This window comes from Pseudomonas sp. TJI-51, assembly GCF_000190455.2.
GTDB classification, from domain to species: domain Bacteria; phylum Pseudomonadota; class Gammaproteobacteria; order Pseudomonadales; family Pseudomonadaceae; genus Aquipseudomonas; species Aquipseudomonas juntendi.
The window spans coordinates 1-24465 of sequence record NZ_AEWE02000001.1; the positions used below are offsets into that span (position 1 = coordinate 1).

34 protein-coding genes and 1 pseudogene are annotated in these 24465 nt (G+C 58.4%); 20 read left to right on the forward strand and 15 right to left on the reverse strand.

The window, feature by feature from the left end:
* The coding region (locus tag G1E_RS00005; protein ID WP_047149532.1) for a DUF932 domain-containing protein at positions 1 to 554 on the reverse strand (554 nt) is incomplete at its 3' end.
* An 87-nt stretch (positions 555 to 641) separates the two neighbouring features.
* Positions 642 to 971, reverse strand: a complete 330-nt coding sequence (locus G1E_RS00010; RefSeq protein ID WP_014003962.1) for a hypothetical protein — start codon at positions 969 to 971, stop codon at positions 642 to 644.
* A gap of 177 nt (positions 972 to 1148) precedes the next feature.
* On the opposite strand from G1E_RS00010, the gene G1E_RS00015 reads away from it, so the two are divergent.
* Positions 1149 to 3458: an AAA family ATPase gene (locus G1E_RS00015; RefSeq protein WP_047149533.1), complete on the forward strand. Its 2310-nt coding sequence runs from the start codon at positions 1149 to 1151 to the stop codon at positions 3456 to 3458.
* A complete protein-coding gene (locus tag G1E_RS00020) occupies positions 3455 to 5401 on the forward strand; it encodes a UvrD-helicase domain-containing protein (RefSeq protein ID WP_009685258.1) in 1947 nt (648 codons plus the stop codon). Before G1E_RS00015 ends, G1E_RS00020 begins: the two co-directional genes overlap by 4 nt.
* A gap of 185 nt (positions 5402 to 5586) precedes the next feature.
* Here the strand turns inward: G1E_RS00020 and G1E_RS00025 are convergent, their stop codons facing one another.
* The 10 genes and pseudogenes from G1E_RS00025 to G1E_RS00070 form a co-directional block, all read right to left on the reverse strand.
* Positions 5587 to 6843: an integrase domain-containing protein gene (locus G1E_RS00025; RefSeq protein ID WP_009685259.1), complete on the reverse strand. Its 1257-nt coding sequence runs from the start codon at positions 6841 to 6843 to the stop codon at positions 5587 to 5589.
* 263 nt (positions 6844 to 7106) lie between these two features.
* Positions 7107 to 7748 carry a hypothetical protein gene (locus tag G1E_RS00030; RefSeq protein ID WP_009685260.1) on the reverse strand — a complete coding sequence of 214 codons (642 nt, stop codon included), beginning with the start codon at positions 7746 to 7748 and terminating at the stop codon, positions 7107 to 7109.
* On the reverse strand, positions 7723 to 8916 hold the full coding sequence (locus G1E_RS00035; protein ID WP_009685261.1) for an Arm DNA-binding domain-containing protein: 1194 nt from the start codon (positions 8914 to 8916) through the stop codon (positions 7723 to 7725). The genes G1E_RS00030 and G1E_RS00035 overlap by 26 nt, the downstream gene beginning before the upstream one ends.
* Positions 8917 to 9075: 159 nt before the next feature.
* Positions 9076 to 9852, reverse strand: coding sequence for a hypothetical protein (locus tag G1E_RS00040; protein WP_009685262.1), 777 nt, complete (start codon positions 9850 to 9852; stop codon positions 9076 to 9078).
* Positions 9849 to 9992, reverse strand: a complete 144-nt coding sequence (locus tag G1E_RS28540) for a hypothetical protein (protein ID WP_009685263.1) — start codon at positions 9990 to 9992, stop codon at positions 9849 to 9851. The genes G1E_RS00040 and G1E_RS28540 overlap by 4 nt, the downstream gene beginning before the upstream one ends.
* Complete coding sequence (locus G1E_RS00045; protein WP_009685264.1) at positions 9989 to 10324, reverse strand: hypothetical protein; 336 nt, start codon at positions 10322 to 10324, stop codon at positions 9989 to 9991. Before G1E_RS00045 ends, G1E_RS28540 begins: the two co-directional genes overlap by 4 nt.
* Positions 10325 to 10505: 181 nt before the next feature.
* Positions 10506 to 10685, reverse strand: a pseudogene (gene csrA / locus G1E_RS29025) (carbon storage regulator CsrA); the annotation flags it as partial.
* A gap of 246 nt (positions 10686 to 10931) precedes the next feature.
* A complete protein-coding gene (locus tag G1E_RS00060; protein ID WP_009685266.1) occupies positions 10932 to 11369 on the reverse strand; it encodes a tellurite resistance TerB family protein in 438 nt (145 codons plus the stop codon).
* Between the two features lie 100 nt (positions 11370 to 11469).
* Positions 11470 to 11865, reverse strand: a complete 396-nt coding sequence (locus tag G1E_RS00065; RefSeq protein WP_033690898.1) for a LuxR C-terminal-related transcriptional regulator — start codon at positions 11863 to 11865, stop codon at positions 11470 to 11472.
* Between the two features lie 138 nt (positions 11866 to 12003).
* Positions 12004 to 12732 carry a LexA family transcriptional regulator gene (locus G1E_RS00070; protein ID WP_009685268.1) on the reverse strand — a complete coding sequence of 243 codons (729 nt, stop codon included), beginning with the start codon at positions 12730 to 12732 and terminating at the stop codon, positions 12004 to 12006.
* Positions 12733 to 12838: 106 nt separating this feature from the next.
* Between G1E_RS00070 and G1E_RS27140 the strand changes: the two genes are divergently transcribed.
* The 13 genes from G1E_RS27140 (at position 12839) to G1E_RS00125 (ending at position 21207) form a co-directional block, all read left to right on the forward strand.
* Entirely contained in the window at positions 12839 to 13135 is a 297-nt protein-coding gene (locus G1E_RS27140) for a Cro/CI family transcriptional regulator (protein WP_084728172.1), read from the forward strand.
* Entirely contained in the window at positions 13077 to 13679 is a 603-nt protein-coding gene (locus G1E_RS28170) for a hypothetical protein (RefSeq protein WP_157050325.1), read from the forward strand. Before G1E_RS27140 ends, G1E_RS28170 begins: the two co-directional genes overlap by 59 nt.
* Positions 13673 to 13969: a hypothetical protein gene (locus G1E_RS00075; RefSeq protein ID WP_009685271.1), complete on the forward strand. Its 297-nt coding sequence runs from the start codon at positions 13673 to 13675 to the stop codon at positions 13967 to 13969. The genes G1E_RS28170 and G1E_RS00075 overlap by 7 nt, the downstream gene beginning before the upstream one ends.
* Positions 13966 to 14715 carry a hypothetical protein gene (locus tag G1E_RS28545; protein WP_009685272.1) on the forward strand — a complete coding sequence of 250 codons (750 nt, stop codon included), beginning with the start codon at positions 13966 to 13968 and terminating at the stop codon, positions 14713 to 14715. Before G1E_RS00075 ends, G1E_RS28545 begins: the two co-directional genes overlap by 4 nt.
* A complete protein-coding gene (locus G1E_RS28550) occupies positions 14712 to 15236 on the forward strand; it encodes a hypothetical protein (protein WP_009685273.1) in 525 nt (174 codons plus the stop codon). Before G1E_RS28545 ends, G1E_RS28550 begins: the two co-directional genes overlap by 4 nt.
* 3 nt (positions 15237 to 15239) lie before the next feature.
* On the forward strand, positions 15240 to 15974 hold the full coding sequence (locus G1E_RS27020) for a helix-turn-helix domain-containing protein (protein WP_009685274.1): 735 nt from the start codon (positions 15240 to 15242) through the stop codon (positions 15972 to 15974).
* Entirely contained in the window at positions 15955 to 16755 is an 801-nt protein-coding gene (locus G1E_RS00095; protein WP_047149534.1) for an ATP-binding protein, read from the forward strand. The genes G1E_RS27020 and G1E_RS00095 overlap by 20 nt, the downstream gene beginning before the upstream one ends.
* On the forward strand, positions 16752 to 18134 hold the full coding sequence (locus tag G1E_RS00100) for a DnaB-like helicase C-terminal domain-containing protein (protein WP_009685277.1): 1383 nt from the start codon (positions 16752 to 16754) through the stop codon (positions 18132 to 18134). Before G1E_RS00095 ends, G1E_RS00100 begins: the two co-directional genes overlap by 4 nt.
* Positions 18131 to 18475 carry a Lar family restriction alleviation protein gene (locus G1E_RS00105; RefSeq protein ID WP_009685278.1) on the forward strand — a complete coding sequence of 115 codons (345 nt, stop codon included), beginning with the start codon at positions 18131 to 18133 and terminating at the stop codon, positions 18473 to 18475. Before G1E_RS00100 ends, G1E_RS00105 begins: the two co-directional genes overlap by 4 nt.
* Complete coding sequence (locus G1E_RS00110; protein ID WP_009685279.1) at positions 18472 to 19806, forward strand: site-specific integrase; 1335 nt, start codon at positions 18472 to 18474, stop codon at positions 19804 to 19806. The genes G1E_RS00105 and G1E_RS00110 overlap by 4 nt, the downstream gene beginning before the upstream one ends.
* Entirely contained in the window at positions 19799 to 20086 is a 288-nt protein-coding gene (locus G1E_RS00115) for a hypothetical protein (RefSeq protein WP_009685280.1), read from the forward strand. The genes G1E_RS00110 and G1E_RS00115 overlap by 8 nt, the downstream gene beginning before the upstream one ends.
* Positions 20083 to 20472 carry an antiterminator Q family protein gene (locus G1E_RS00120; RefSeq protein ID WP_009685281.1) on the forward strand — a complete coding sequence of 130 codons (390 nt, stop codon included), beginning with the start codon at positions 20083 to 20085 and terminating at the stop codon, positions 20470 to 20472. Before G1E_RS00115 ends, G1E_RS00120 begins: the two co-directional genes overlap by 4 nt.
* Positions 20473 to 20697: 225 nt before the next feature.
* Positions 20698 to 21207, forward strand: coding sequence for an acyloxyacyl hydrolase (locus G1E_RS00125; protein WP_009685282.1), 510 nt, complete (start codon positions 20698 to 20700; stop codon positions 21205 to 21207).
* A 316-nt stretch (positions 21208 to 21523) separates the two neighbouring features.
* Here G1E_RS00125 and G1E_RS00130 read toward each other — a convergent pair whose 3' ends face one another.
* Both G1E_RS00130 and G1E_RS29030 read right to left on the reverse strand, forming a co-directional pair.
* Complete coding sequence (locus G1E_RS00130) at positions 21524 to 21712, reverse strand: hypothetical protein (RefSeq protein WP_009685283.1); 189 nt, start codon at positions 21710 to 21712, stop codon at positions 21524 to 21526.
* A gap of 416 nt (positions 21713 to 22128) precedes the next feature.
* Positions 22129 to 22362 (reverse strand): DUF6555 family protein, encoded by a 234-nt coding sequence (locus tag G1E_RS29030; protein ID WP_009685285.1) that lies wholly within the window; start codon positions 22360 to 22362, stop codon positions 22129 to 22131.
* A gap of 121 nt (positions 22363 to 22483) precedes the next feature.
* Here G1E_RS29030 and G1E_RS00140 point away from each other — a divergent pair, with 121 nt between their 5' ends.
* Positions 22484 to 22855, forward strand: a complete 372-nt coding sequence (locus G1E_RS00140; protein WP_009685286.1) for a chemotaxis protein — start codon at positions 22484 to 22486, stop codon at positions 22853 to 22855.
* Positions 22855 to 23172, forward strand: a complete 318-nt coding sequence (locus G1E_RS00145) for a hypothetical protein (protein WP_009685287.1) — start codon at positions 22855 to 22857, stop codon at positions 23170 to 23172. Before G1E_RS00140 ends, G1E_RS00145 begins: the two co-directional genes overlap by 1 nt.
* Positions 23173 to 23237: 65 nt before the next feature.
* On the opposite strand, the gene G1E_RS00150 is transcribed toward G1E_RS00145, so the two are convergent.
* Complete coding sequence (locus G1E_RS00150) at positions 23238 to 23468, reverse strand: hypothetical protein (RefSeq protein ID WP_009685288.1); 231 nt, start codon at positions 23466 to 23468, stop codon at positions 23238 to 23240.
* A 102-nt stretch (positions 23469 to 23570) separates the two neighbouring features.
* On the opposite strand from G1E_RS00150, the gene G1E_RS27150 reads away from it, so the two are divergent.
* The 3 genes from G1E_RS27150 to G1E_RS00160 all read left to right on the forward strand — a co-directional run bounded on the left by G1E_RS27150 (position 23571) and on the right by G1E_RS00160 (position 24386).
* Positions 23571 to 23795: a hypothetical protein gene (locus G1E_RS27150; protein ID WP_009685289.1), complete on the forward strand. Its 225-nt coding sequence runs from the start codon at positions 23571 to 23573 to the stop codon at positions 23793 to 23795.
* Between the two features lie 64 nt (positions 23796 to 23859).
* Positions 23860 to 24048: a hypothetical protein gene (locus G1E_RS00155; RefSeq protein WP_009685290.1), complete on the forward strand. Its 189-nt coding sequence runs from the start codon at positions 23860 to 23862 to the stop codon at positions 24046 to 24048.
* Positions 24048 to 24386: an HNH endonuclease gene (locus G1E_RS00160; RefSeq protein WP_009685291.1), complete on the forward strand. Its 339-nt coding sequence runs from the start codon at positions 24048 to 24050 to the stop codon at positions 24384 to 24386. The genes G1E_RS00155 and G1E_RS00160 overlap by 1 nt, the downstream gene beginning before the upstream one ends.
* The last annotated feature ends 79 nt before the right edge of the window (positions 24387 to 24465 follow it).

Genomic DNA, 24465 nt, shown 5'->3' on the forward strand with positions numbered 1-24465 from the left:
TTGTGCGGCACCTTGATCGCCCGACTGGTGCCGTCCAGGGCGATGGTCAGGGTGTTATTGCACACCACCCGTACGGTGGTCGGAGTGGCGGTGGTGGCCAGGGTGCCGTCGCAGGACGTCGCCAGCAGCAGATAACCATTCACCTGGTCGTTGCCCTTGAGCGCCGCGCCTTGCCCGGTACGCGCCAGCGCCCAGAACTTGCGACCGCCCTTGAGTACGCCAGCCGTTTCCAACTCGTAGCCGGAAACCTCGGTGAGGTCACGATAAAATTCGAGCACTTCCCGGGGCTGCACGGTGTGGTAACGCTGTGAGACCACCGACAGCGGCGCCTTGCTGTCGGAGCGGTAGAGCACCTTTTGCTCGGGGAAGGAGTGGATCGCGCCCAGGTGGCCGACGGCATTCGATTTGAAATGCACGGGGCTTTCGAGGATCTGCCAGTCCATGCCGGCTTCGCGTTGCCAGACTTCGATGGGTTGCTTTTGCGTGAGCTGATTGCCCAGGCCATGCCACGGGGTAGCGCCAGCGTAGGCCATGGTTTCGACGAGATGTGCCATGTGAGTGATTCCTTTAGGTGCAAATCGGTATAAAGCGCTGAGCGAGGCGCAGCACCGACTAGATGAATGGATGGGAACAGCGCTGGATCAGGTCGGCAGGTTGAAGCGATGACCGCAGAGCAGGCAAAGGTTGTGGGCCAGAACGTGGCGGTCGAGCGACTCGCCGAGTTGAGCGCCGAGCGCGCATCCACCGACGCCACCCGCCAGACCGCCGAGGATGGCGCCCGACACTGAGCCGAGTGTGATACCGACCGGCCCGGCGAGCGCGCCGATGGCTGCGCCGGCCTGCCCACCGGTCCAGGCTGCGCTGACGCCACGCGCAACACCGCCTACAGTGCCAATAGCTGCACCGACTTTCATGGCGTGATGGAAGGAAGCGATCTTGGGGGAGTTACAGCGAGGGCACTGCAATGACATGGTGAGAACCTCATTGGTAGGAATGTCGCTGCTGTTATGTAGGGCTGAGTTTTTTTCGAATCGAATGGCCGTTTTTCAGCAGCTTACTAAGGCGCAGTGAGCTACAGTCGGCCAAGAGTGGACGAACAGATATATTGTTCTGAATTGGTGTGCCCCCATGGATTGAGAGGAACCAAAATGCCAGAAGCGGTTGTCGCCACGCCGGTAGCTGGAAGCATCACCCTTCGACTCCTAGAGCTTTGTCAGTTCCGGCGGCTTGGCAAGGTCCAGCTAGATATCGATAAGAAAACTACTATTCTTGTCGGAGCCAACAATAGCGGCAAAACATCGGTTCTTGCAGCGCTACGCCACTTCCTTTCAGATGGCTCTCGCTTCGGCGCTTTCGATATCAGTCTGTCGCAGTGGCCGAAGTTGCGAGCGCTTGGTAAAGCTTGGGAATTGCTGAAGGAAAACCCGTCGACAGTGATTGGATCCGAAGAGCAATGGATCGAGCAGCTTGGAGTCATTCACTCGGCTATGCCGACGTTGGACCTATGGTTCGATGCGGAGGCTGGCATGTTCCACTATGTCGCCCCGTTTCTCTCAAAATTCAGCTGGAAAGGAGGGGCCGTTGGGGTACGGTTGCGTCTGGAGCCCGCTGCAAGCGTTGACGAGTTGAAGCAGCTGGCTTGGGCATACCACACCGCGCGACTGCCGGTGAAGGATATGGGGGCGGATTCGCTTGCCTGGCCCATTGACCTCCTCGACTTTTGGTTGCGCGAGCCACAAAGGTTGGGTCAAGTCCGAGCATACAAATTAGATGCAGACAAAAATCCACTGGACGGGCTCGAGACCTATGCCGCTCAGACTCTGCCGGCAGACGCCAGTCCAATTGAGCGCAAAAATCTACAGAAATTGATACATGTTGACTTCGTAGCAGCGCAGCGGGGTCTTGGAGGTGAGGAAGCTGATTCTCGATCTGCTTCTGGCCCCCATCGTGTCGGCATGTTCTCCAATCAACTTCTCAAGTTTGCTCGACAACACCTAAATATTGCTACAACAGGTCATGGGCATCGCGCAGACCTTATTAAGGCGGTCGCGGAGGCACAGCAGGAACTGGACAAGAAAATTCACGAGGCGATCGCTCCGTCGGTGGAAGAGGTCAGAGAACTCGGATACCCAGGGCTGCACGATCCCCAAGAAATTCGCTTCCGCACGCGCATACAGACAGCTGATTTGCTCGACCATGGTACTGCAGTCCAATACAGCATGCAGAAGGACTCACTAGAAGAGCTTCTTCCCGAGTACTCCATAGGCCTTGGATACCAAAATCTCCAATCGCTCAGCTATCAACTGGTTTCTTTCAAAGCGGCTCGACTCAAGCCTGAAAAAGGTGCCCCGGTACCCGTTCATCTAGTATTGGTTGAGGAGCCTGAGGCGCATCTTCATGTTCAAGTGCAGCGTATCTTCCCAGATAAGGCTCACAAGCTGATCAGCCCGAACGAAAAAGAAGCGTCAGGACTTAAAAGCCAGTTAATTATCAGTACTCACTCCAGCCATCTCGCGCACGCAGAGAGTTTTGATCGATTACGATACGTCCGTCGCATAGCAAAGAGCGCAGAAAATCCCATGCCGACCACTGAGGTGGTTAATCTTGGGAAAATTTTCGGTGATGACCAAAAGACCCGTCAATTCGCAGAGCGGTATTTCCGCGTTCAGCATACTGACCTTTTGTTTGCCAATGCTGCAATCTTCGTTGAAGGCGTTGCTGAGCGCATGCTGGTCCCGCTTTTCATCGAACGAGATTTTGAAGTTCTCAACAGCCGCTATCTGTCGTTCCTAGACATCGGCGGTAGTCACGCTCATCGGCTTAAGCCTCTCGTGGAAAAGCTTCGCATTCCCACGGTCATCATCACCGACGTCGACCCCGTTGAGGAGAAAGCTGGGAAGCCGACGAAGGATGGTGAGCCGACCACCACTCTAGTTGCAGTGGCTAATACTGGCCAAGCCGGGCTGCAATGCGGGAACCCGACGCTGCGCGGTTGGCATCCGAAACTGCAGCAGCTCGAAGATTTCAAAAACCCAGTAGAGGTACAACTTGTTTGGAGCGAAGTCTCTGAATGTTTAGTGCGCTTCGCCTGGCAACTGCCCGTGGCTGAAGCGGGCGACCATTGGCCTAGCACCTTTGAAGACTCACTTATTCTCAAGAACATTCCTTGGTTCAAAGGTCTTATGGATGAGAAGGTCGACGGCTATGGCAACAAAATTAAGCCGCCCAAAGGCGCACTCGGCTCCGTAGCTCGACGCGTTGCCGACCATGAAAATATTTCGGATTTGGTCGCATCTCTACACAAACTCATGCACGGCTCATTCAATAAAGGAGACTTCGCTGCAAGCATCTTTGAGATGATTGCGGCGGCCGAACCAATTGCTTGCCCTAAGTACATTGCGGATGCCTTAGAATGGCTTCAAAAACAATTGGATCCCAACCCGGAGTTGGTGCCATGACTGCGGTTCCGACCCTTGGCAACGATCGCGATGCCGGCGTAGTTGATGAAATCTGTGGCTACCTTACGGAAGAACCGCCGCGCAGCTATTTCCTTTTTGCGGGTGCCGGTTCCGGTAAAACTCGTACTCTGGTTGAAGTTCTTCGGCGACTTACCGGCGTCATCGAACACGATAAAGGCAATAAGTTAGCACGGCGTCTGCGAATGTACGGGCGCTCGATTAGGGTGGTGACATATACCAAGAATGCCGTCTCGGTCATCAACGGACGCCTCGGCGACAACGACTTAGTCTGCGTATCGACGATCCACTCATTTTGTTGGGAGCTCATCAGCGGCTTCAACGATGATATTCGAGAAGCACTTGTTGCCGTTAAAGAAGCTCAACTTGCGAAAGAAACTGCCGAGGCGCAAGCCAAGCCGAGAGGCATTACGCCAGCTAAACAGCGAGATCTTGACGAAATCAAGGATGATATCGAGGCCTTTAGAGCGACCGAAGTGTTCATCTACCATCCTGATCGCAACACGTACGGCCCCGGCGCACTTGCGCACAACTATGTCCTCGACGCGACAGCGTGGCTGCTCCGAAATAAACTTACGCTCCAAACCATTCTCAAGGACCGCCACCCCATAATTCTTATTGATGAGTCGCAGGACACAATGAAAGGCATGCTGGACGCTTTGATGGGGCTTGCAGAGCAGGAAGGGAGCGACTTGACTCTTGGGCTGCTCGGTGATCACCGGCAACGCATTTATGCGCACGGGCACGCCGATCTTTCAAGTCTTGTCCCGCAAAACTGGGCAACGCCAGAGCTGCAGATGAACCATCGCAGCCAGCGCCGAATCGTCACTCTCATTAACAGAGTTTGGGAAGCTGAGCTTGATGGCCGGACGCAGCCTATAAACGGTGTGGAGCAGCATCCTAGAACTGAAAAGGCCGGAGGAGTGGTTCGGATCTTCGTGGGGGATACTTCGCGTTCTCCGGAGAACAAAGTGATCGGTGAACGTTGGTGCTCAGATCGGATGCACGGAGCCACTGGGGACGCCGCGTGGTATCAAGGCCAGTATCAGTTGCTCGCGCTGGAGCACAAGCTCGTCGCCACTCGTGGCTCATTTCTCGATGTGTATGAGGCTATGGTCCTGCTAGATCCTGACGCCGCAGCGCCTTCTGGCAGTGGTGATAACAAGGGGCCTTCTGCAGTGCAGGTTCTCCTAAACGAGCTTGCTCAGCTTGAAGCATGCGTAGATATTGACGGTGCCGTAAACGAGTTAAAGGTCACAGAGGTATTTCGTCGGTATGGACGCCTCGACAACCTACCGGAGGAATGTGTCTCACGAGCGAGTCGCGTGGAGGAGATGCTGAATGCCATCACTGCATTTGCCACCGCCTGCGGCAATTCAAACTCAACTATTGCAGAAGTGCTCGCACCAGTCTTGAGCGCACACTTATTTGAAGTCGATCATCGCCTCTCGGAAGCATATGCGGACAAGTCGCCACCTCTTCCGGCACCGGGCCGGGGGGAAGAGGAATCCAAACAGGCCAGGATGCGGCGTGGGTGGTGTGCGCTGTTCGCCGCACCTTGGAGTCAACTCAGACTTTACCGAACTTACCTCGCCGGGAATTCAGTTCTTGCAACGCATCAGGTGGTGAAAGGTTCTGAGTTTATGCACGTCATGGTTGTTATGGATGATGCTCTTGCTGGTGGTTTCCTTATTTCCTACGACAAGATTTTTGGTGGTGTGGAGCTTAGCAAGCGGGACAAAGAGAACGCAGAGCAGGGCAAAGAAACGACTATCGACCGCACCTTGCGGTTGTTTTACGTAACCTGCAGCCGCGCTCAGGAGTCGCTTGCCCTGGTGCTCTGGTCGTCCGACCCAGCAGCGGCACTTGATAGAATCAAGGAAAGCAACTGGTTTACCATAGACGAGGTAGAGACAATACCTTAGCTAATCCGATAGGTAACAAAGGTGCGCCGGTCAACCCTGATGTAGAGGGTCCTTAAAGAAATGACGGGTCTCCAATAGCGGCGTGCTATCGGGCTAAATCCGGCACATCCGTATTCCGTGCAAATGTTTGCGAATAGTAGTTATTTGTCTATTGCAAACGACTACTTTTGGGCAGTGTTTGTTGGTCAACGTATCGAAACGACTTTTTTGTCCCTATTCTCCTGGATAGCTGATACCGACAGATTGCCCGTTGCTGCTCCCTGGATGTGCTCACTCCACCAGGTCATCATCGGGCGTCTCCGCTCGATGTAGTCCGCACGGTTGTAGGCACTGCGAACCTCGTCTTTATCGACGTGGGCCAGTGCTACCTCGATCAACTCGGGATCCCAGCCATGCTCGTTGAGGATGGTGCTACCCATCGAGCGCATGCCGTGGCTGACCAGGCGTCCCTCGAAGCCCATTCGTTTCAGCGCCATGTTGGCGGTCTGGCTGTTGCAGTGGGTGCGGGGGTTTCGGTCTGCGGGGAACACATACTCCCGATGTCCACTGTAAGGTTTGATAGCTTCCAGGAGCGCGAGAGCCTGCTCCGTGAGCGGGACAATGTGCGTGCGGCGCTTCTTCATACGCTCCGCAGGGATCGTCCAGATCTTCTTCTCGATGTCGATATCTGCCCAGCGGGTGGTTGCTGCCTCGATTGGTCGAGTCATGGTGTGGAGCTGCCATTCGATCAGGCAGCGGGTTGTTCTTTTTATGCTGGCATTGGCTATTGCCACCATGAGCTCTTTCAGCTCATCGGGGGGTAGTGCCGGCATGTTTTTCTTTTTCGGTTTCTTGAAGACGGAGCGGATGCCGCTAAGGGGGTTCGCGTGAATCAGTCCCGAGTTGACCCCGTAGGTCATGATCTCGTTGAGTCGCTGCGTCAGCCGCTTCACAGTCTCAAGGCTGCCCTTGGTTTCGAGTGGTCGGAGCAAGTTGATAACCTGAGGGGCGTTGATGGCTGAGATCGGAGTGGTGCCCAAATCAGGGAAGATGTGTAGCGTGAGGGAGCGCCAGATGTCCTCAGCGTAGGCCTGTGTCACCGAGTCCTTTTTCAGCTCATACCAAGCCGTCGCGATGTTCTGAAAGGTATGTTCGGTCGCGGCTTTTTTCGCCTGACGGTTAGCGTTGCGCTGTTCCTTCGGATCGACTCCTTGGGCAACAAGCTCCCTAGCCTCGACGGTTCGCTTGCGCGCCTGAGCCAGGCTCACTTCAGGGAAAGTTCCTAGACCCATGTTTATCCGTTTCTTCGTTACGGGATGGATATAGTTAAAATTCCACAGCTTAGAGCCATTGCTTCTCACTCGCATCTGGAGGCCGTTGCCATCAGTTAGTGTGTAGTCCTTTTCACTAGGCTTGGCGGTTTTGACTTTGAGGTCAGAGAGGCGAGTAGCTTGGGCACCCATGATGTATTCCAAAGCTGGTTGTGTATTCCAAAAAATACCAGCTGAGTGCTTGGAATACCACGTGGAATACACGAAAACATAGATGCTGCTGGACGCTATTGGATCGCCATGGCGCTGAAAGCCCCGTATTTGCTGAGTTTCAGGCACAAAAAAAGACGTCCGTGGACGTCTTTGATTGATCATTTGGTGGAGCCGGGGGGATTTGAACCCCCGTCTATCCTAGTATTTACGCATGCCTCAGCGTTAAGGCTGCCATAAAGCTGTCATTTGATGGGCGGTATCACGCTCATGGACGCCCAGGCTCGCAACTGAGCCTCGGGAAAGCTCTTGGTGATTCCTTTGAAAATCTGCTTATAGATTCCAGTGCCTTCTCGCCCCACGATCCCTGCTGCATATAGGTTTCTGTAGGTGTCTCCGCCGGATTTCTTATGCTTTTCAAAAAATCGCAAAGTCGCCACATCTGCGTAGATTTCAGCTTTAACTAAGTTTACGCTCATATCTGAGCTGTCAAAGTTTTTTTGTAAATACAGGTCTTTGGCATGCATCAGCTCGTGATGAAGCAGAATAGTTTGCAAAGCCCAGTAAATATTAGGAGCTTCAGCTTCTGTAACACCAGCTGGTTCTTGGCCGAGAAAGACGGCGGTTCCTACTGTGCCGTTCCTCACATAGTTGGTGGCAAACCCTCCGGCATTGACCATTGTATATCCGTTGCCCTCCAGGGACTGGATAGATTGGTCTTTGAAGCGCAGTATCGAATCAAATTCGATTCCAGCTTCTAGCAAGTTTTCTTCTGGTGTCTTACTGAATGATTGTTTACTAATAAACCTAATGGATACGTTTAGTTCCGGATAAAAATTGGAGATGGCATAGAAAATATCCTTAGTCTCCAGGCTTTGCTCCAACATGCTTAATCCCTTCGTTCGCTTTAACTGATGACCAAAATTTCTCGGCTTTGAAACCTGCATCCACATCTGCCGATGGCATCCATCGACCATAGACGCGGGCAATCATGGTCCAATCAGTATGCCCCATTTGCTTCGCCACCCACATCGGGTGTTCTCCTGCCGAAAGCATCATCGAAGCGTAGGTGTGCCGAGTCTGGTAGGGGCGCCGGTACCGAACGCCGGCCTTCTTCATTGCTGGGTGCCACATCGTCTTGCGGATCGGTTGATCTCCTGCCCAGCGCTCAAGCGTCCGCGGGTTTTGGAAGACCTCTGCATCAGCCAGGAACGTGTGTGCCTTCTGCGCCGTCAGCGCTTCCAGAGCGGGGCCCAGCAGCTTTACCGACCGCCGGCCCGCAGCAGTCTTCGTCACCTCAGCCACCCCACCAGCAGCCTGGGTCATTGCCCGGCTGATCATCACTTCCCCCCGCACCCAGTCCACATCACCCCAATCCAGCGCCACCAGTTCGCTGGTGCGCAGGCCGGTCCACAGTGCGAACTGCATCATGTTTCGCGCCTGACCGGTCAAGGCCGCCAGAATTGCCTGCTGCTCTTCGGGCGAGAACGGGTCCACATCATCATCCCGGGGCGGCGCCTCTTTACGAGTGTAAGTCCAGCCTGCCAGCGGGTTCACGTCTAGCAGCTCTTCATCTACGGCGTCATTCAAGGCCGACCTGAGACAACTCTGGATATTGCTCAGTGTCTTGTTGCCTACCTGCAGGCCATCCAGCCAGTCGCGTACCAGCTTCCGTTTGAAGTCCAGCACCAGATGATGACCGAGCGCGGGCACCAGTCGAAGCTCGACGATCTTCCTGTAGCCCTCGAACGTACTACTCGATATGTGCTTCTGCTTGGCGGCCAGCCATCTGGTAAGAAACCCACCCACGGTTTCCTGGCTGGTTTCCGGTGCAAACTTGGCGCCCCGGGGAGATCCAGGGAACGTGACGGCATAGTCGAACGTCCCTTGGGCGATCGCGTGCTCGATCGCCGCCTTGTGTTGCTGCGCCTTCTTCAGATTAGTGGCGGTGGGCTTGAGCGCGACGCGCTCGCGGCACCTAACACCCCGGAACATGAACGTGATCTCGATGCTCGAGTCTGAGACTGCCCTGACCCCGCTCCCGCCTCTACCCATGATTCATACCCTTCCATGTCAATAAGCGTCCGGCCATCCGGCGCCTTTAGCCAAATTTCACCAAGCCGCCAGATCCCGTCGCGGATCTTTGAGCGGATCGCGTCCTCGGTGTAGCCAGACTCGCTGGCAAACTTTCTGACGGTCATGTAGCGCATTGATCTACTCCACCTGACGCGCCAGGTTCTGGTTGTCACGCCGATCTGTCACGACAGCCGTTGCCAGTGCCGCCAGCTCAGCCACCAATGCGTCCGTGCGTCCGTAGAATTTGCCGGTGTCCTCGTTCACGAACCGCTCGAGCACGGTGGCTACTGCCTGCTGGTTGGCCAGGCCGCGCAGATCAGCCTCGGTGAGTGGCGTGTCTGTCGACGGCGCGTGCACAAAAGCATCCTGGCTGATCAGCAGTGTGCGCACCGGGCGAATGCCCTTGCACTTGGTTGCCCAGTTGGTAGCCGGCACGCACCAAGGGAGCATGTGCAGGCACCAGGAGCTGCCGGAGGCGTTCTGCGTGCTGGACCAGTATTCCGCCTTAGTAAAGGCCTGCGTTGGCCCGCCTTCACGTTGCATGGTCCAGTACCGGCCCCAGTCTTCCAGTTGCAGCAGGTTGGCCCGCATGACCTGCAGTTGCTCGATGCTCGGCAGGTGCCAGCCCCGCTGGCCACGGATGGTCATGCCCAGGACCTTGCGGGCGATTGCGCTGCCGGATTCGGCCATGGCCAGGGTGTTGGCGTAACCGTCGTGGCGGCACTGGGCGCCCTTAACGGTGATTCTTGGGCCTGACTGGTCCTGCCACTGTGCCTGGCTCTCGAACCCGCGCCCGGAGTCGATGACCGCGTGCTCGGCTCCGGCGAAGAACAGGCGCCCGGCGTAGAAGCCACCGCCCAGAGGCTGGCCGATGGCGGGGAGGGCAGCCGGGTTGATTGCTCGGTGCTTGATCATGGCAGCCTCCGAAAATGGTCGGCCAGCACCCGGCGACCGTCCAGGCCACAAGCGGTGGACAGGTCGAGCACTTGGCCAAAGGTGGTTTGACGGTGCTGCAGGGCATCCCACAGCAGCAGGAGCAGGCCGGCCTGGCTCATGGATCCTGCTCCCGTGGCTTTTCCGTATGCTGCGCCTGGTCACGATCAAGGAGCTTGTCGATCCGGGCGAGAAGCATGTCGCGATACTCGACGTTGACTAGGTCGTCGTTGATGTAGGCGATTGCTTCCCGCAGCAGTGTGTCGGCTTCCTGCAGCTGGGTATCACGCTCTTCCAGCTTGGCCTGCAGGTCCCCCTCGCTTGCGCCGGCGATTACCGCCAGCCCTCGGCCAGCTGAGACCAGATCACCCAGCTTGGTGAACGGCAGGATGCTCGTGAGTGGCGCCGCTTCGCTGGCGCGCAGCACCAGGGTGATACGCTCAGGCGCCGACATGCTCACCTCCGGTGGCGGCCCGGAAGCCGGCCAAGAAAATCAAATAGTCACCGTGGGTGCGGTCGTCGACGAAGCCGCTCACCGGACCTTTTTCCAGTTCGGTCTCGCTGGCGCCGATCGGATTTGCGGCAATGAACAGGTCGCGAGGATCGACCGGCGCAGCCTCTGAGCTTTGAGAGGTGGAGGGGAGATGATCGCCCTGGGCGAGAATGCGCTCGAAGATTTCCTGTCGATGCACGGATACACCGGCCGGGGCTCCGACCCCGACGCGGGTTTGCATACCTTTTACGCCGAGAATGGTGACAGCGATATCGTTGTTGATGCGGATGGTTTCGCCTACGCGGCGGGTGAGGATCAACATAATCAGAACTCCTTGTGGGGGAGGGCGACGATTGCCGCCCCTCCATTCATTGCGTTGTGCGCAGCTCGTTGCGTGGTACCCAGCCGCCGGTGGTTTTCACCATGCAGCCGACGTAGGGCGCGAACTTGGTGTGCCGTTCGGTCTGGTAGCCGTACCATTGGCACGACCCCTAGTTCACAACAGCGGCGATTGCGAGCGCGCACAGGGCAAGTCCTACAACCGCGCCCAGACCTATATGCTTGCGCTTCAAGCCTCGATACCGAAGTCTTTGGGGCGCAAGCCCAGCTGCACACCAACTTCGGCCAGGACCTTGAGTTCTTCGGGGCTGATGTTTCCGTCGCCCTCGGCAACGGTGATCATGTTCACGAACACCTCCTCCGCATCGAGAGGGTTGTTCTTGATGTCCGCGATCTCGCGCATGATGTTCATGCGCCCCAGGCGGAACCCGGCCTGCAGTTGTTCGGTGAAGAGGTTCACGGTGGTGGTGATCTCTTGGCCGAAGTGCTCCAGGTTCTTGTTTGCCCGGATCTGAATGTCGATCTGAGCCGCCTCGTTCTTGCTGATCTCGCCGTCAGCCGCCGCGACCAGTAGGCAGCCGCCGACGATGGCTTGCATCAAGTCACGGCTTTCCAGTTTCTTGACTGCGCGCTTGGCGCCGAACAGTTTCTTTCCAATACCGAACATGGGTCTTTCCTCTTGGGTTGTGGAGCTTTCTTCAGGCAAGCCGGTGGCCTGCCGCGTTTGTTGGCTTTCGCAAAATCGGGGTTGGGTCAGGCGGGTAGCGTCACGCCACCGCCAAGGCGCACTCAGCGCGCCGGGTTGCTATACGGGTTTCTATCTTCCGTTCGCCGCTGTTGCCGCCACGACGAACACGCATTGCCTGGTCGTCTCCGATCATGCCGTGGATGGCCATGATCAGCACCAGTGCGGTTACGGCCGGACTGATGACGCCACGCTTGAATGCCTCAGCCACCAGCGCGGCGCGACGGGTGACACCCCATTTCGTGCCGAGGGCGATCAGGCGCTTCTTGACGCCATCCTCGCTGATGCCCAATGCCCGAGCAGCTTCTTTGCCCGAAGCGCCGCCAGCGATGGCTAACAGGCACTCCAGCTCACGCGGAGCTGCTCCGCAGCCTAGTAATCCTGTAAATCCAGACAAGGTGATGGTGTTCGTAGTCATGTCGGCTGCTCCATGCGTGGTGGCAATGAGCAGAAGATACTAGCGGTTATATTTGTTGGTCAATACCAATGGTTATAATTTTTTCTGAGGCCAATAAAAAGCCCGCTTTTGCGGGCCATTTACTTATGGGAAATGCTGTCAGAGCCTCAGCATGGCTCGAACCACGACGCCAATGATCTTGCAATTTCCATTCACCTGGAGCATCGGGTAATCGGGGTTGAGAGGCTTCAGGAATCTGCGGCCGGCGTCTTCGATCAGCTTCTTGAAAGTCGCTTCATTGCTGTCGGTTAGCTTTGCAACTACGAGCTTCCCCGAGCTGGCGTCAGCATCAGTGTCCACCAGAATCATCATACCCTCTGGAATGCTGACACCGCTCGGCGCAGTCATTGAGTCACCTTTGACCTCGAGCCAGAACGCAGCGCCTTTGGCTTCGTAATCCGAAACCTCATACCTGTCTGCGAAGCCGGGCGGGAAAGGTTCAACGGCCTCGGCCCAGTCGCCAGCTGCTACCCAGCTGATTACTGGGTAACGATAAGACATGGATGGCTGAGCAGTGAGTTTGATATTGCTGTCTTCCGCAGATGCGACTTCACCGATACGAGCTGCCTCGGTGGTGTACGCAATTTCCTTCGCTAGGCGAGGGCTGAAATGGGATACCGGCACCTCAAGCATCTTTGCAAAGACTGCGGCCGTGCGAGCGTTAAGAGGATTGTATCCGTTCAGGTAATGGCTAACCGCTGCTTGGCTGATCTCAAGCTCGGTCGCTATTGCTCCCTGGGTGACCTTTCGGTTTCTCCGAGAGAGAAACGTCTCTTTGAGCTTGGCGCACTCTTCGGCTTGTTCTGGGGTAAGGGCTCGTTTTTTCATGCGTTCATCCTAGAACCGATGGTTATGCAGGTCAAAAACTACAAGTGTGGACATTTCTACTACCGGCGGTTATCTTTTGTGCAGTAAGCCGTTCTCAGGTGAGTCCATGACACCAGTTCAGTTGGCGGATTTCGTTGGTCAGCATGGCCAGGAAGAAGCCGCAAAGAAACTTGGCACTAGCCAAGCTGCTATCAGCAAAGCCATCAGGAGTGGCCGACAAATTCTAGTTCGTTCGCGAGCTGGCGGACGCCTTGAGGCGTTCGAGCTCAAGTCGTTCCCTTGCAGCGGCGCCGTAGACAGACCGCGTGCCGACCTTGAGCTAATTATGTCCTCGATCTTCGGTCTTGCAGAGTCAACTGAAGTGGCTGTTCAACCATCCAGTATCCGGGCGGTCCAGCGATGAGGGTCTGCCCATCCCTGTTTTTGCTGTCTGGCTGACTTTTTACCAGGCAACAAAAAGCCCGCTTCGCAGGCGGGCCTTTAACCAGTCCCTTGCAGGGGACCTTCTTGAATCTTCGTCACTTGGAGACGATTTCATGCACCCAAAAAATACCACCGACGAAACTCCAAATCAACATCCGCCAGCTTTAACTGGTGTTTGCCAGCTTGACGGCGGTCTTGCCGCGATCTTCACCCAAGACCAGCGCGCAGTCGTCGTCGGATTGCTGATTGCCGAGCGAAACCATGCCAGTCGTTGGTGGACCTACCTTTCAGAGATGCGCCTCCACGGCCAGTTGCCGGGCTGGGTGGCGGATCAGGAGGTCGGACGCCATGTGGATTACGACCGTTGGGTCGGTGATTGCCAGGCTACCAATCACAAATTGCTCGGCTTTGAAGGTCACCTCAACAACTACGGTGGTACCGGGTTGTCGATTATCGACCTCGAAGGGCGCGCGCCCCAGAAATCTACCTCTCCAGTCCGTGGAGCGGGAGGTGATGCATGCTAACCGTGCGCACCCAACTGATGCCGATCTCAGTTGCCGGCGAGATCGTCCAGGACGTAACCCTCACCGCCGCCGAAATCGCACGCTTCAACGAAGCCCGCGAGTCATTCAAGTTGATCAAAGCTCTGTACTGGGCGCATGTCGTGCCTTCACTCGGGGGCTTCGATAATCCTGTAACTGGCGAGCTTGAGCGTCTGTTTGAGCGTGTCGTCTTCGACACTCGAAATTTCCTGTACCCGCACCGCAACGCAGCCGCCTTCCATGACGCAAAGCATGTGGGAGGTGCTGAATGAATCTGTCCATCTCAACTGACAGCACCATGCCCAGCACGCAGCTGCGCGATCTGATCAACGATGCTCGTGAGCAGGCTGGCGAGCCGAAGATCCGCAACGATCAGCTAATAGCCAAGATCGAGGACGAGCTTGAAGGTGAACTGGGGGTATGCAGAAAAATTGCACACCCCCAAAGCGGGGCGCTGATGGACTGTTACGACCTGACTCGCGACCAATGCCTTCTGGTTGGAATGCGCGAGTCAAAATCTGTCCGGCGTCGCGTCACTGAAAAACTCAAAGAGATGGAAGGGTCTGCGCCCCGGCCCATGACCCAGGCCGAGCTGATCGCTGCCAGTGCAAACCACCTGGTGGCGATTGAGCGGAAGCAGGCGGAGCAGCAGCAGGCTCTGGCTCAGGTGGAGGACCGCACCAGCCGGCTGGAGCAGGTCCGTTATCTCGACTCCGTGCCCAGCGGCTTCGAGACCATCACCACGATTCGCGAACGCATCAACAATCGCCATGGCCTTCCAGCCTGGGTGGTCAACGCGGTGATGCGTGAGGTGTCAGGGGCCCCGCTGCCGTTTGCCATGGTGCGCAGTCGTCATTCCGAAGAAGGGGGCCAGCCGTTCGCGATCTGGCCCAAGCCGGCGATCACGCGCCGATTTGACCAGTTCGTAGAGCAATGCGCGTACGTCACTTCCGAGCGTGCAACCCACCCGGAGATCCCGCAGGGGCGATTCAAGATCAACCCGAGGTTGCCGCAATGACCGACAACGTGATCCAGATGTTTGGGCGGAAGCCAACTGATCCGGTGGTGATCAATGAGGCGTACTTCGAACCATTGACCAACGATCAGCTCGCGTACCGGGCCTGGACCCACTGCGACTTGGCTGAGGAAATCTTCTTCTCGGATGAGGCAGAGGAAGACTCCCTACGCGAAGCCAAGTTTGAAGTGCTCATGGCTCAGTGGGCTTTGCGGGTTCTGGTTCGGCGACTAACCGGATTCCCGGCCCTTGAGCTCCGGGAACAGGTGAATCAGGCGTTCCTTGAACGGCTCGCAATCGATCAGGACGGGCTGGCCTCAGCGACTGAGCCAGACCCTGCCAAGTCTGTGGTGATGTGTCCATGGCCCAGCTACGCCGGGGCTCGACATTTGACTGAACGCGAACGGTGGGTGGTTTACAGCACAGCCAAAGCACATCGAGCCGCTTTGGAAGAGCAGGGAATCGCCATAGCTGAACCCTACGACCAGTTTGTCCAGCGGATTACCGCTGAGTTGGAGATTTGACCCATGAGCATGGAATTGATGGTCAAGGCCATGAAGACCAAGGTCGGCAACCCGCTGCGCAAGCTGGTACTGATCAAACTGGCGGACAACGCCAGCGATCAAGGCGAGTGCTGGCCGTCGTATCAGCACATCGCCGATCAATGCGAGATCGCGCGCTCGACCGTGAAAACACACATCCGCGAGCTGGAGAAAGCTGGCCTGGTGCGCCGGGAGTTCCGACGCAACGGTGAGTTGAACCAGTCCAACGTCTTCCACTTGAACCTTTGGGGTGGGGCGGCAGATGCCCTATGGGGTAGGGCGGCAGAAAACCCACCTGGGGCGGCAGAAAACCCAGGGGGTGGGGCGGCAGCTGCCCCCAGAACCAGTCACCTTTCTGAACCAGTCAAGGAACCTAAACCTATGTGCACTTCGGTGGCAGACGGGTTCGAGCAGTTCTGGAAGTTGTACCCGAAAAAGAAGAGCCGCAAAGACGCACTGAAGGCATGGAACAAGCTCAGCCCGGAAGCTGAGCTTCAGGCCGTGATGATCACAGCTCTAGCCCAGCACTGCGTGTCGCGTGATTGGACCAAGGACAACGGCCAGTACATCCCAATGGCCTCGACCTGGCTCAACGGCGAGCGCTGGCACGACGTTCTGCAGCCCGCCGGCGCGACTGCTCAAGGTGGTGCCTTCAACAACCTCCCGCATCACACCGATGACATGTACCAGGAGAGCCACGATGGCCGCCCAAATTTCTGATCTGTTCCACCGCGCCCCGGCCAAACGCATCATCTCCGGCGAGTGCCCGGTGCATGGCCGCGTCGATATGAGCGAAGTCGAGCAGCTGGACGGCTCGATGCTGGCGCGTGGCTGCAAGCGCTGCGCTTGGGAGGCCTTGCATACCAGCCCCCGCGACTCGGCAGAACGCGCCCTGGCCACTGCCCAGCACAAGGTCGAGAAAGCCAGCGAAGCGCTGATCGCTGCCGGGATCACCCCGCGCTTTGCTGGCGCCACCTTCGACAGCTACCGCGCCGAGACGGAGCCGCAGCACAGGGCTCTGGCCAAGTGCCAGGCTTATGCCGAGCAGTTCCCGGCCAACTTCCGGGCGGGCCGGTCCCTGCTGCTGACCGGCAACGTCGGTTGCGGTAAGACTCACCTGGCCAGCGCTATCGTCCGCACGGTGGCGGCCGATCAATGCCGTGCGCTGATCATCCCGGCCGGGGACATCGTGAGTATCGCCCGCGCCTCGATGGTGCCCGGCTCGGGCTACACCGACCGCGATGTAGCGGTCCACCTTGGCAGCCTGGATCTACTGGTGATCGACGAGGTCGGCGCCCAGAAGGGCAGCGAGTACGAGCTGGGCTTGCTGCACAGCATCATCGACCGCCGTTACCAGGCGGTACTGCCGACCGTGGTGATCAGCAACCTGAATGCCGAGGGCCTCAAGTCCTACATTGGTGATCGTGCCCTCGACCGCTTGCGGCAGAACGGTGGTCAGCAGGTTGGTTTCACTTGGTCGTCGATGAGGGCGGCGGCATGAGGGCACTCTACAGCGACGAGGCCGAGCACGGTGTGCTTGGCGCGGTCATTCATGCTTCGCTGCAGCAGGACGCAGGCCTGGTCGAGGACATGCTTGGCCAGATGACCTCGGCCGACTTCTACCACGCCGACAATGCGGCCTTGTTCGAGGCCATGCTGGAGTGCCGCGATCAAGCTATGCCCATCGACCCGGTGACCTTGGGTGCGGTTCAGCGCCTGCTCCCGGGTGGCGACAACGTAATGGCCTATGCCGCTGAACTGGCCAGCAAGGTTCCTTCACTGGCCAACTGGAAGGCCTACGCCAAGCACGTCAAGGAGTGGGGCGTGATCCGCCGCATTCTGGACGTGGCTGGCGGGGCACAAGAGATGGTGCAGGCTGGCGTCCCCACGGGCGAGGTCATCGCTGCAGCCCAGCAGGCTATGGCTGACCTTCGAGATCTCGACGGCGAAACCAAGGGCTACAAGCGCCTGGACGCTTGGATGGGTGACGCGGCCCAGATGGTGGATGACAAGCTGAACGGCAATGCCCCGGCTTGGCCGGCCACTGGCCTGGGAGATCTGGATGAGCTGGTCCAGGGCATCCGCCCGAAGAAAGTAACCGTGATCGCTGGGCTGCCGGGTAGCGGCAAAACCACCCTGGCCCTGCAGATCGCCCAGCACAACGCCGTCAAGGTGCGGAAGCCGTGGTTGGTGTTCTCCATCGAAATGCCGGGTGAAGAACTGGGGCTTCGCGCCATCGCTTCGCTGGGTGGGGTTGCGCTGCATAAGCTGGATAACCCCGCCAAGATGGGCGATGACGATTGGGCGCGCATGGGCGGAGCGGTGGCCCAGGCGCTGGATGCCCCTCTCTTTGTCTGCGACGACCCAGTGCAGACCCCGGCCACCATTCGCGCCACAGCACGGCAGTGCCAGCGCGAGCATGGCCTGGCCGGGATCGTTGTCGATTACCTGACTCTGGTTCGCCTTGAGCGCGGCGGCCGTTCTCGCACTGAGGAGGTGGGCAAGATCAGCAAGGCCCTGCTCCAGCTGGCCAAGGAAATGGGTATCCCGGTTATTGAGCTGGCCCAGCTGAACCGCGACTCGACCAAGCGCCCCGGCAAGAAGCCCCAGTCCAGCGACTTGCGTGACTCCGGCGAGATCGAGGCTGACGCCAGCTGCATCCTGATGGTGCACCGTGACATGGACACGGAAGAGGGCCAGAACGGCCTCACCGAAATCCTGATGACCAAGTGCCGTCACGCGCGTGTGGGCAGCTGCATCGTGCAGCAGGAAGGCCAGTATGGGCGATTTGCCAACTTCTCCGGCTCGCTGCCCAGCGACGACGAGGTTGAGGCCGGTCGCGGCAGCTATGCCCAGCGCTACAAGGGGGGAGGCCAATGATCGAGCCAATCAAGATGGTGCCCTGTCCGTTCTGCGAAGGCCCGCCGTGCATCACTGCCCGCGACGAGGCCGGTACCGAGATTGCCCAGGATAACCGCTTCGACCCGGCCGACGAGTTCCCGATCATCTCGGCGCACGTCTGGTGCCATGACTGCGGCGCCCAAGGACCGAACATCGACACTCTGACCCTGGGCAACTTCGAGCATCTGTATGACCTGCAGGTGGTGGATGTGATGCGGATTGCCGTGGAGAGCTGGAATAACCGCCACGCCAAGGCCCGTGCCTGCTACGACGCCGGCGATCAGAAAGGGCTGAACCTGTGGCCGAGGAGGGAGGCATGAGTGACACCAAGACCCTCACCGTGACCCTCAGTGACGCGGAGATCCGCCGGCACGCCGCCGGCGAAGTCTTCCAGCTGCGCGATACCCGTCACCGGGAACTGCGCTTTCGGTTCTCGACCGTGGACCGCTCCCGTGGTGCTTGGCACGTCGTGGTGCGCGGGCGCTGGGGCAAGGCTGGCGATTACCCGGGGATCAACACCAAGACCATGCTGGCCACGCTGCCGGCCATCCTGGCGCGCCGGGCTGCCGATGCCGACGCCAAGTCGACGACCACCAACTGGGCTACGGTGGGCGATGTGCTGGCCTGGTACCGCGACCGGATGAACCGTGACCGGGGCCTGTCGGCCAAGCGCAAGGCCAGCGCCAAGTCGGCGCTTGATCGCCACCTGGTGCCGCGACTGGGTGACCTGCCGCTGGCCGAGACCAACAAGCAGGCGATCGACCAGCGCCTGATGTGGCCGATGCAGGAGCGCTATGCACTGTCCTTCGTGCGTTCGGTGTATGGGGTGCTGTCGGTGGCGTTCCGCCAAGCCCTGCGCCTGGACATGCTGCCAGCCAACCCCATGGCCTCGCTGAAGTTCACCGACTTCGTGCGGACGCGGATCAGGCCACGGCCAGCGCGCCTGCGTGGCGATGACGTGCCAGGCCTGCTGGTTGTGGTGGCCGAGCGCTTCGACGTGGAGCCGGCGGGCTGCATGCTGGCCCTGATGATGCTGTGCCACGGCTCCCGTCTGGGTGAGACCCGGCTGGCGCGCTGGCGCAACGTCAACCTCGAGGCGGGGCGCTGGTTCATCCCGGCTGTGGACACCAAGACCAAGGCCGAGCACACGCTGCCGCTGACCACCCAGGCCTGCGCACTGCTGCGCCGGTACCAGCGCTTGCAGGCTGCCCAGGGTTACACCGGCCTGCTGCTGTTCCCGGGCAGCCACGGGGCACCGCTGAGTCCGAGCAAGGCCAACACCTTGTTCACTGATCTGGCCAAGGGCGAGTGGTCGAGCCACGACCTGCGCAAGGTGGCCCGCACGGCATGGACCGACCTCGGGGTGGACTACATGGTGGGCGAGCTGCTGCTGAACCACGCCATGAAAGACCTCGACGCCACCTACATCCATACCACGGCCGAAGGGCTGAAACGCCAAGCGCTGGAGGCCTGGCACAAGCACCTCGACGGGCAGGGATTCGCCACCATTCACACCGAGACATTGCCGGGACAGAAAACCGGGCCTGTAGCCGTTGGCGCCACTACCGGCGCGGGTTGCAGCACCTCACAGCATCCATCCCAAGGGAGGATGCACGATCAAGAATTCAACCCAGGAGTTGGCCATGAGTGACGCTATCGCGGTCATGCCGCGCAAGAATCTGACCCCCGTAGAGCGAGAGTTCCTGAAGAAGGGCAACCGCATGATGCTGGACAAGCCCAATGGACGCATGGGGTCGGCCGCCCTGATGGACATCGTGGCTGACTGGCACGGATCGAGAGCCGTGCAGGGCTTTGAGCAATATGCCAAGGCTTGGATCATCCAGGGCGGCGCGAAGAGCAAAGCGGCCCACCAGCTCCTGTGCGAGCTGTTCGGCCTGGATACCGACCCAACGCCCCGGAGGGCTGCATGAAGAAACGAACCTACGTGGACAAGGCGCTGGGCGATACCGAGTACTTGCTCGAGCAGTGGGGGTTCTGGCGTATGTGTGAGATGGGAGTGCCGCGCTATGTGTCGCCGCTCTACGCGCTCATGCGGGACAACGTCCCATCTGTGGGCGGCGCACGACAGCATGTGATAACGGACGATCTGGCCCTGGTGGTGGACGGCGCCGTGGCCAGGTTGGTGAAGCGTAACCAGCAAATGGGTGACTTCGTGTGGGCCTACTACGGTTACAAGCATCCGGCAATGAGGGTCGGCCGGGAGGCGGGCATGTCTGAGCGCAAGGCCCGGGAGATCATCAAGGCTGGCGTTGCATGGATCGACTGCGCCCTTGAAGAATTTCGAGAGGCTGCATAAAAAGTTCTATGCGGGCGGATAAACACGTGTTTTCATAGCAGCGTGTCCAGCTTGCAACGTTACGCGACACAGACAAACCCCGGCCATCGTGTCGGGGTTTTGTGTTTTTGAGGGGCTTCGATTCAGGTAGCCCTCCAGAAAAAGCATTTTTCTTGTATGAGGGAACGATTTGATAGCGCTATGATTCTGATAGGTTGCTACTCAATAATATGGAAGACCGTGAGTATGAAAAACGTTCTCGCCGTTGTGGCGCTTTCCCTTTTCGCTGCGTCCGCCGGGGCGGCTGAGTTATCCGGAGCGCTTGGCGCGACAGGCCAAGGTGGTCTTACAGCGCGCGTCGGCATTGGCTTTAACTGGGACAAAAGCTGGTTTGAATCCAGTACTGGCCGTCTCACCGGTTATTGGGATGCTGGCTACACCTACTGGGAAGCAGGCGATGCTTCAGGTGGGGCTCACTCGCTGTCCTTTGCGCCAGTTTTCGTTTACGAGTTCGGCAACGGTAACGTGAAGCCATTCGTTGAGGCTGGCATCGGCCTGGCGGTCTTCTCTGGTACCTCCGCAGGTGACCAGGACTTTGGTTCGGCCTTCAACTTCGAAGACCGCATCGGTGCGGGCTTGAAGATCGGCGAGACGCAGAAGGTTGGCATCCGAGCGATTCACTACTCCAACGCTGGCATTAAGCAGCCCAACGACGGTATCGAGTCGTACTCGCTGTTCTACAGCCACCAGATTTAAAAAAGCACGATCCCTCTTTGCCCGCCCTGTGCGGGCTTTTTTATGCGGATGACACGCTCAGGCAGCTGGGCTAAGTCGGTAGTGGCCTCGATCAAAGCCGTGCGCTCCCTGATCGGCTACGCGATGAGAGTCTGGGGTATGTGACCCAGCGATCCAGGCCACCAAGCCGGGTAAGCACCGGCCCTCCGCACCCATTCCAAGCCTCGGTATCTGCCGGGGCTTTTTCGTATCTGGAGGCTGTATGGAAAAGCTACAGCTCGACGTTGAGGTTGAGGGCGCCGCTGACTTCCTGCGCCCTCTGGGCGAAACGCTCAAGTCACTTGAACAGTTTCCCGAGCTGCCGCTCCAGGTCTTTCGTGACCTTGTCACCCACAGCCTTCATGAGCTTTCCGTAAGTCTCGACAGCGCCGCACTTGCCGCAGGTGACCTTCGAGTTGTTGTTCGGCCTAGCCGGAACCTCGAACTTGTCACTGCCGCACTTGGCGCACTTGAGGGTTACCTTCATCGTTTTTCGCTCCGTGAAACGTCTTGTGTGGAAACTCGACGATAGCACGGGGCCATCTTTTCACGTATCCAAGGGCTCGCCAGTTCGACGGGTCATTTTGTTTCTGGAGCACCACCTATGGCCGAGCCAAGTACCGGCGCCCTCGCAGTGACCGGCGTACTTGCCAGCGTCGGCCTGGGTGCCCCGGCATAGCTAATCATCCCCCTCAATGCGTACATCCGAGATACCCAAATCTGCGACCGCAATGCGGAGATCATCATGTGATAAGCGGCACGGCGCGCGCGCCTCAGACAAGGGGTCAGCGGGGGCATGCAGACGGAGGAGAGCGGTCAGCACATTGTCTTCGTTCGGCGTGCTAGACCAATCGCATATCCAGAATCTGGTATGGCCTTTGAGGTTGTAGTCGATGCGGTATTTCATAGGTTGCCGGACCTCCGCCATTGGACGTCAGTTATGCCGAAGCGCTCAGCAGCAGGCCGAGAGACTTTTCTGATATCCGAAGCAGTGAACTTAGGGATGACTCCAACGCCGGCTTCGCAGGCAGCCCAGTGCCAGGCCTCAGCGTTATCCATCCTCTCGGCGCGGACGATGAATTCGCGAGCTTCTCCATGGAGGTGATAAGCGACCACATAGATGTTACTGACGGGCATTTACTAGTTCCTTCTAGCGAAGCCAGATCGGCCAACATTCCTTTTAACCCCTAGGGATTCCGGGGGCAAGCATCCGGCCGGTTTAACGCCGGAGCACAATTCTCACGTACGGAGCAAGCAAATGGACCCGACCGACCTGGGCCCAGGCACAGCCACCTGGCTGGGCGGTAGTGGCATCGTTGTCACGGGCGCATTGCTATGGGTGCGCCGCTTCCTGTCCAAGGACGCTGCTGATCGCGCTATGGACAATGCCGATATCGGCACTGTCCGCCGGCTTAATGAACTGCTCGATTCCGAGCGAGAGGCCCGAAAGCTGGCCGAGGCCCGCGCCGATCAGTTCGCCAAGGAGCGCAACGAGTTGGCAGCAGCAGTTGGACGGATGGAAGGAAAGATTGAAGCGCTCACGTGTCAGGTGGGCCAGCTCACTGAGAAGGTGACCACGCAGAGCGCAGAGATCTCCAGGCTGCGTGCACAGCTTGGAGGTACAGCCTGATGGACAAATGCGCTTTGGAATTCATCGCTCGACGCTGGTGGCGACGGGCAGAGGTGTGGGTCATCGCTGTGGTGCTCATTGCAGGCGGTGCAGTTCTGGGTTGGCAGTCTGCTTATTGGTCGATGGCCAGCACTCAGTCGCACCAGGTCGACGAGATCCGGAAGGCCTACGACGCCGCAATGGCTGAATGTGACAAGCGTCTGGACGAGCTGACCAGAAAGGCCGAGAGCGCCGCGACCAAGGCGTCGAAGGCAGCCACTACTGCGACCCAGGCAGCCGACAAGGCTGATGAGGCGCTGAACCGGGTATCGCAGTAGCCGCGCCACAAATCAGACATGCGCCGTTTCGTGGCGCGAGCACGCTGATCATGCGTTCCGCCAGATTAGTGAAGCACTCGACCGAAGACCGGTTGAAGCTGATCCCTTTCGTGGATGACTCCGCGCGCTGCCTTGGTAATTACATCTTGCTGAAGCTGATTAACCTGCATGGTGAGGACACGAACGGCAGTTTGATAAACAACTGATCCGGACGCCACGGGATGCTCCTCCAGTAGGCCTTCAAGCTTCTCGGTTAACAAAACGCACCTGTCTATAAGCTCTTCGATTTCTTTCATCACGGTTTCTCCAGATCTTTCCGCTACGACCATCCGGGCGGAAGGTCGTTCCGACGTCCCCGCGGATGCGCCGATTTCATTGCGCGAGAGAGCTTATCGAACATGGCCAAGCAACCCTATACACCATGCAGGCTGTATGTCGACGGTGCCGACGGCATTGCAGTCAGTGATTTCATAACCACTGCTGCCGGATCTGCCTATTTGGTGCAGACGCTGCGTGTGAGCCGCACCCGGCCAGAGCGAAAGTACATGGGCTGCTTGCGCTGGCCCATCGCCGAGATACCCGCCGATGCGCGGTGCTACCAGCTGACCTGGTACAGGAGGTGAGCAATGGCCTGTAGTGGATGCGCCGCCCGGCGCGAATGGATCAACAAGTGGATGAAGGTGGCCCGTGAACGAGCAAGCAATCTCTTTACTCCAGCAGATCCTGGACCAGCAGCAGAAGCAGACAAGCCTGCTCGAACAGATCGCGACCCAGAACCTGGCGCTGATCGAAGCGCTGGCTGACGGTGACGATGTAGATCCTGACGCCGTGCCATTGGCCTACCTGGATGGCACGCCCGTTCACGGTGGCCGCTGATGGCCAGGCTCACGTCCCTCAAGCCACCGATGCAGGCGCAGCCATCAAGGCTGGCGACGGTCAACCCGGAGTCATGGCGAACGGCGAAGGGTACAGCTGCACAGCGTGGCTATGGGTACAAGTGGCAAGTGGCGCGGGCCGAATGGCTCCAGGCCAACCCGCTGTGCGTGTACTGCCAGCGTGAGGGGCGGGTGACCGCAGGTACTGTCGTCGACCACATCGTCCCGCACAGGGGCGACATGAAGCTGTTCTGGAGCCGAAGCAACTGGCAGACCCTGTGCCGGCATTGTCACGATGTGGTGAAGGCAGCCGAGGAGGCCGCCGGCCAGATCGGTTGATGCACGTCAATGGCGTGCTTCATCTGGTTGTAGCACGTCACTTCCCCGATTCTAGGGGAGGGGTGGGTGGAGAGTTCAT

Excerpts from the sequence above, each read along its gene's own strand:
- G1E_RS27150 (WP_009685289.1), top strand. The coding sequence starts at position 23,571 with ATGGCCAAGCAACCCTATACACCATGCAGGCTGTATGTCGACGGTGCC.
- G1E_RS27140 (WP_084728172.1), top strand. The coding sequence starts at position 12,839 with ATGACACCAGTTCAGTTGGCGGATTTCGTTGGTCAGCATGGCCAGGAA.
- G1E_RS00035 (WP_009685261.1), bottom strand. The coding sequence starts at position 8,916 with ATGGGTAGAGGCGGGAGCGGGGTCAGGGCAGTCTCAGACTCGAGCATC.
- G1E_RS00075 (WP_009685271.1), top strand. The coding sequence starts at position 13,673 with ATGCTAACCGTGCGCACCCAACTGATGCCGATCTCAGTTGCCGGCGAG.
- G1E_RS00125 (WP_009685282.1), top strand. The coding sequence starts at position 20,698 with ATGAAAAACGTTCTCGCCGTTGTGGCGCTTTCCCTTTTCGCTGCGTCC.
- G1E_RS00145 (WP_009685287.1), top strand. The coding sequence starts at position 22,855 with ATGGACAAATGCGCTTTGGAATTCATCGCTCGACGCTGGTGGCGACGG.
- G1E_RS00025 (WP_009685259.1), bottom strand. The coding sequence starts at position 6,843 with ATGGGTGCCCAAGCTACTCGCCTCTCTGACCTCAAAGTCAAAACCGCC.
- G1E_RS00045 (WP_009685264.1), bottom strand. The coding sequence starts at position 10,324 with ATGTCGGCGCCTGAGCGTATCACCCTGGTGCTGCGCGCCAGCGAAGCG.
- G1E_RS00150 (WP_009685288.1), bottom strand. The coding sequence starts at position 23,468 with ATGAAAGAAATCGAAGAGCTTATAGACAGGTGCGTTTTGTTAACCGAG.
- G1E_RS28550 (WP_009685273.1), top strand. The coding sequence starts at position 14,712 with ATGACCGACAACGTGATCCAGATGTTTGGGCGGAAGCCAACTGATCCG.
- G1E_RS28545 (WP_009685272.1), top strand. The coding sequence starts at position 13,966 with ATGAATCTGTCCATCTCAACTGACAGCACCATGCCCAGCACGCAGCTG.
- G1E_RS00105 (WP_009685278.1), top strand. The coding sequence starts at position 18,131 with ATGATCGAGCCAATCAAGATGGTGCCCTGTCCGTTCTGCGAAGGCCCG.
- G1E_RS28540 (WP_009685263.1), bottom strand. The coding sequence starts at position 9,992 with ATGAGCCAGGCCGGCCTGCTCCTGCTGCTGTGGGATGCCCTGCAGCAC.
- G1E_RS00110 (WP_009685279.1), top strand. The coding sequence starts at position 18,472 with ATGAGTGACACCAAGACCCTCACCGTGACCCTCAGTGACGCGGAGATC.
- G1E_RS29030 (WP_009685285.1), bottom strand. The coding sequence starts at position 22,362 with ATGCCCGTCAGTAACATCTATGTGGTCGCTTATCACCTCCATGGAGAA.
- G1E_RS00100 (WP_009685277.1), top strand. The coding sequence starts at position 16,752 with ATGAGGGCACTCTACAGCGACGAGGCCGAGCACGGTGTGCTTGGCGCG.
- G1E_RS00160 (WP_009685291.1), top strand. The coding sequence starts at position 24,048 with ATGGCCAGGCTCACGTCCCTCAAGCCACCGATGCAGGCGCAGCCATCA.
- G1E_RS27020 (WP_009685274.1), top strand. The coding sequence starts at position 15,240 with ATGAGCATGGAATTGATGGTCAAGGCCATGAAGACCAAGGTCGGCAAC.
- G1E_RS00070 (WP_009685268.1), bottom strand. The coding sequence starts at position 12,732 with ATGAAAAAACGAGCCCTTACCCCAGAACAAGCCGAAGAGTGCGCCAAG.
- G1E_RS00060 (WP_009685266.1), bottom strand. The coding sequence starts at position 11,369 with ATGTTCGGTATTGGAAAGAAACTGTTCGGCGCCAAGCGCGCAGTCAAG.
- G1E_RS00120 (WP_009685281.1), top strand. The coding sequence starts at position 20,083 with ATGAAGAAACGAACCTACGTGGACAAGGCGCTGGGCGATACCGAGTAC.
- G1E_RS00130 (WP_009685283.1), bottom strand. The coding sequence starts at position 21,712 with ATGAAGGTAACCCTCAAGTGCGCCAAGTGCGGCAGTGACAAGTTCGAG.
- G1E_RS00065 (WP_033690898.1), bottom strand. The coding sequence starts at position 11,865 with ATGACTACGAACACCATCACCTTGTCTGGATTTACAGGATTACTAGGC.
- G1E_RS00115 (WP_009685280.1), top strand. The coding sequence starts at position 19,799 with ATGAGTGACGCTATCGCGGTCATGCCGCGCAAGAATCTGACCCCCGTA.
- G1E_RS00040 (WP_009685262.1), bottom strand. The coding sequence starts at position 9,852 with ATGATCAAGCACCGAGCAATCAACCCGGCTGCCCTCCCCGCCATCGGC.
- G1E_RS00020 (WP_009685258.1), top strand. The coding sequence starts at position 3,455 with ATGACTGCGGTTCCGACCCTTGGCAACGATCGCGATGCCGGCGTAGTT.
- G1E_RS00010 (WP_014003962.1), bottom strand. The coding sequence starts at position 971 with ATGTCATTGCAGTGCCCTCGCTGTAACTCCCCCAAGATCGCTTCCTTC.
- G1E_RS00030 (WP_009685260.1), bottom strand. The coding sequence starts at position 7,748 with ATGTTGGAGCAAAGCCTGGAGACTAAGGATATTTTCTATGCCATCTCC.
- G1E_RS00095 (WP_047149534.1), top strand. The coding sequence starts at position 15,955 with ATGGCCGCCCAAATTTCTGATCTGTTCCACCGCGCCCCGGCCAAACGC.
- G1E_RS00140 (WP_009685286.1), top strand. The coding sequence starts at position 22,484 with ATGGACCCGACCGACCTGGGCCCAGGCACAGCCACCTGGCTGGGCGGT.
- G1E_RS00015 (WP_047149533.1), top strand. The coding sequence starts at position 1,149 with ATGCCAGAAGCGGTTGTCGCCACGCCGGTAGCTGGAAGCATCACCCTT.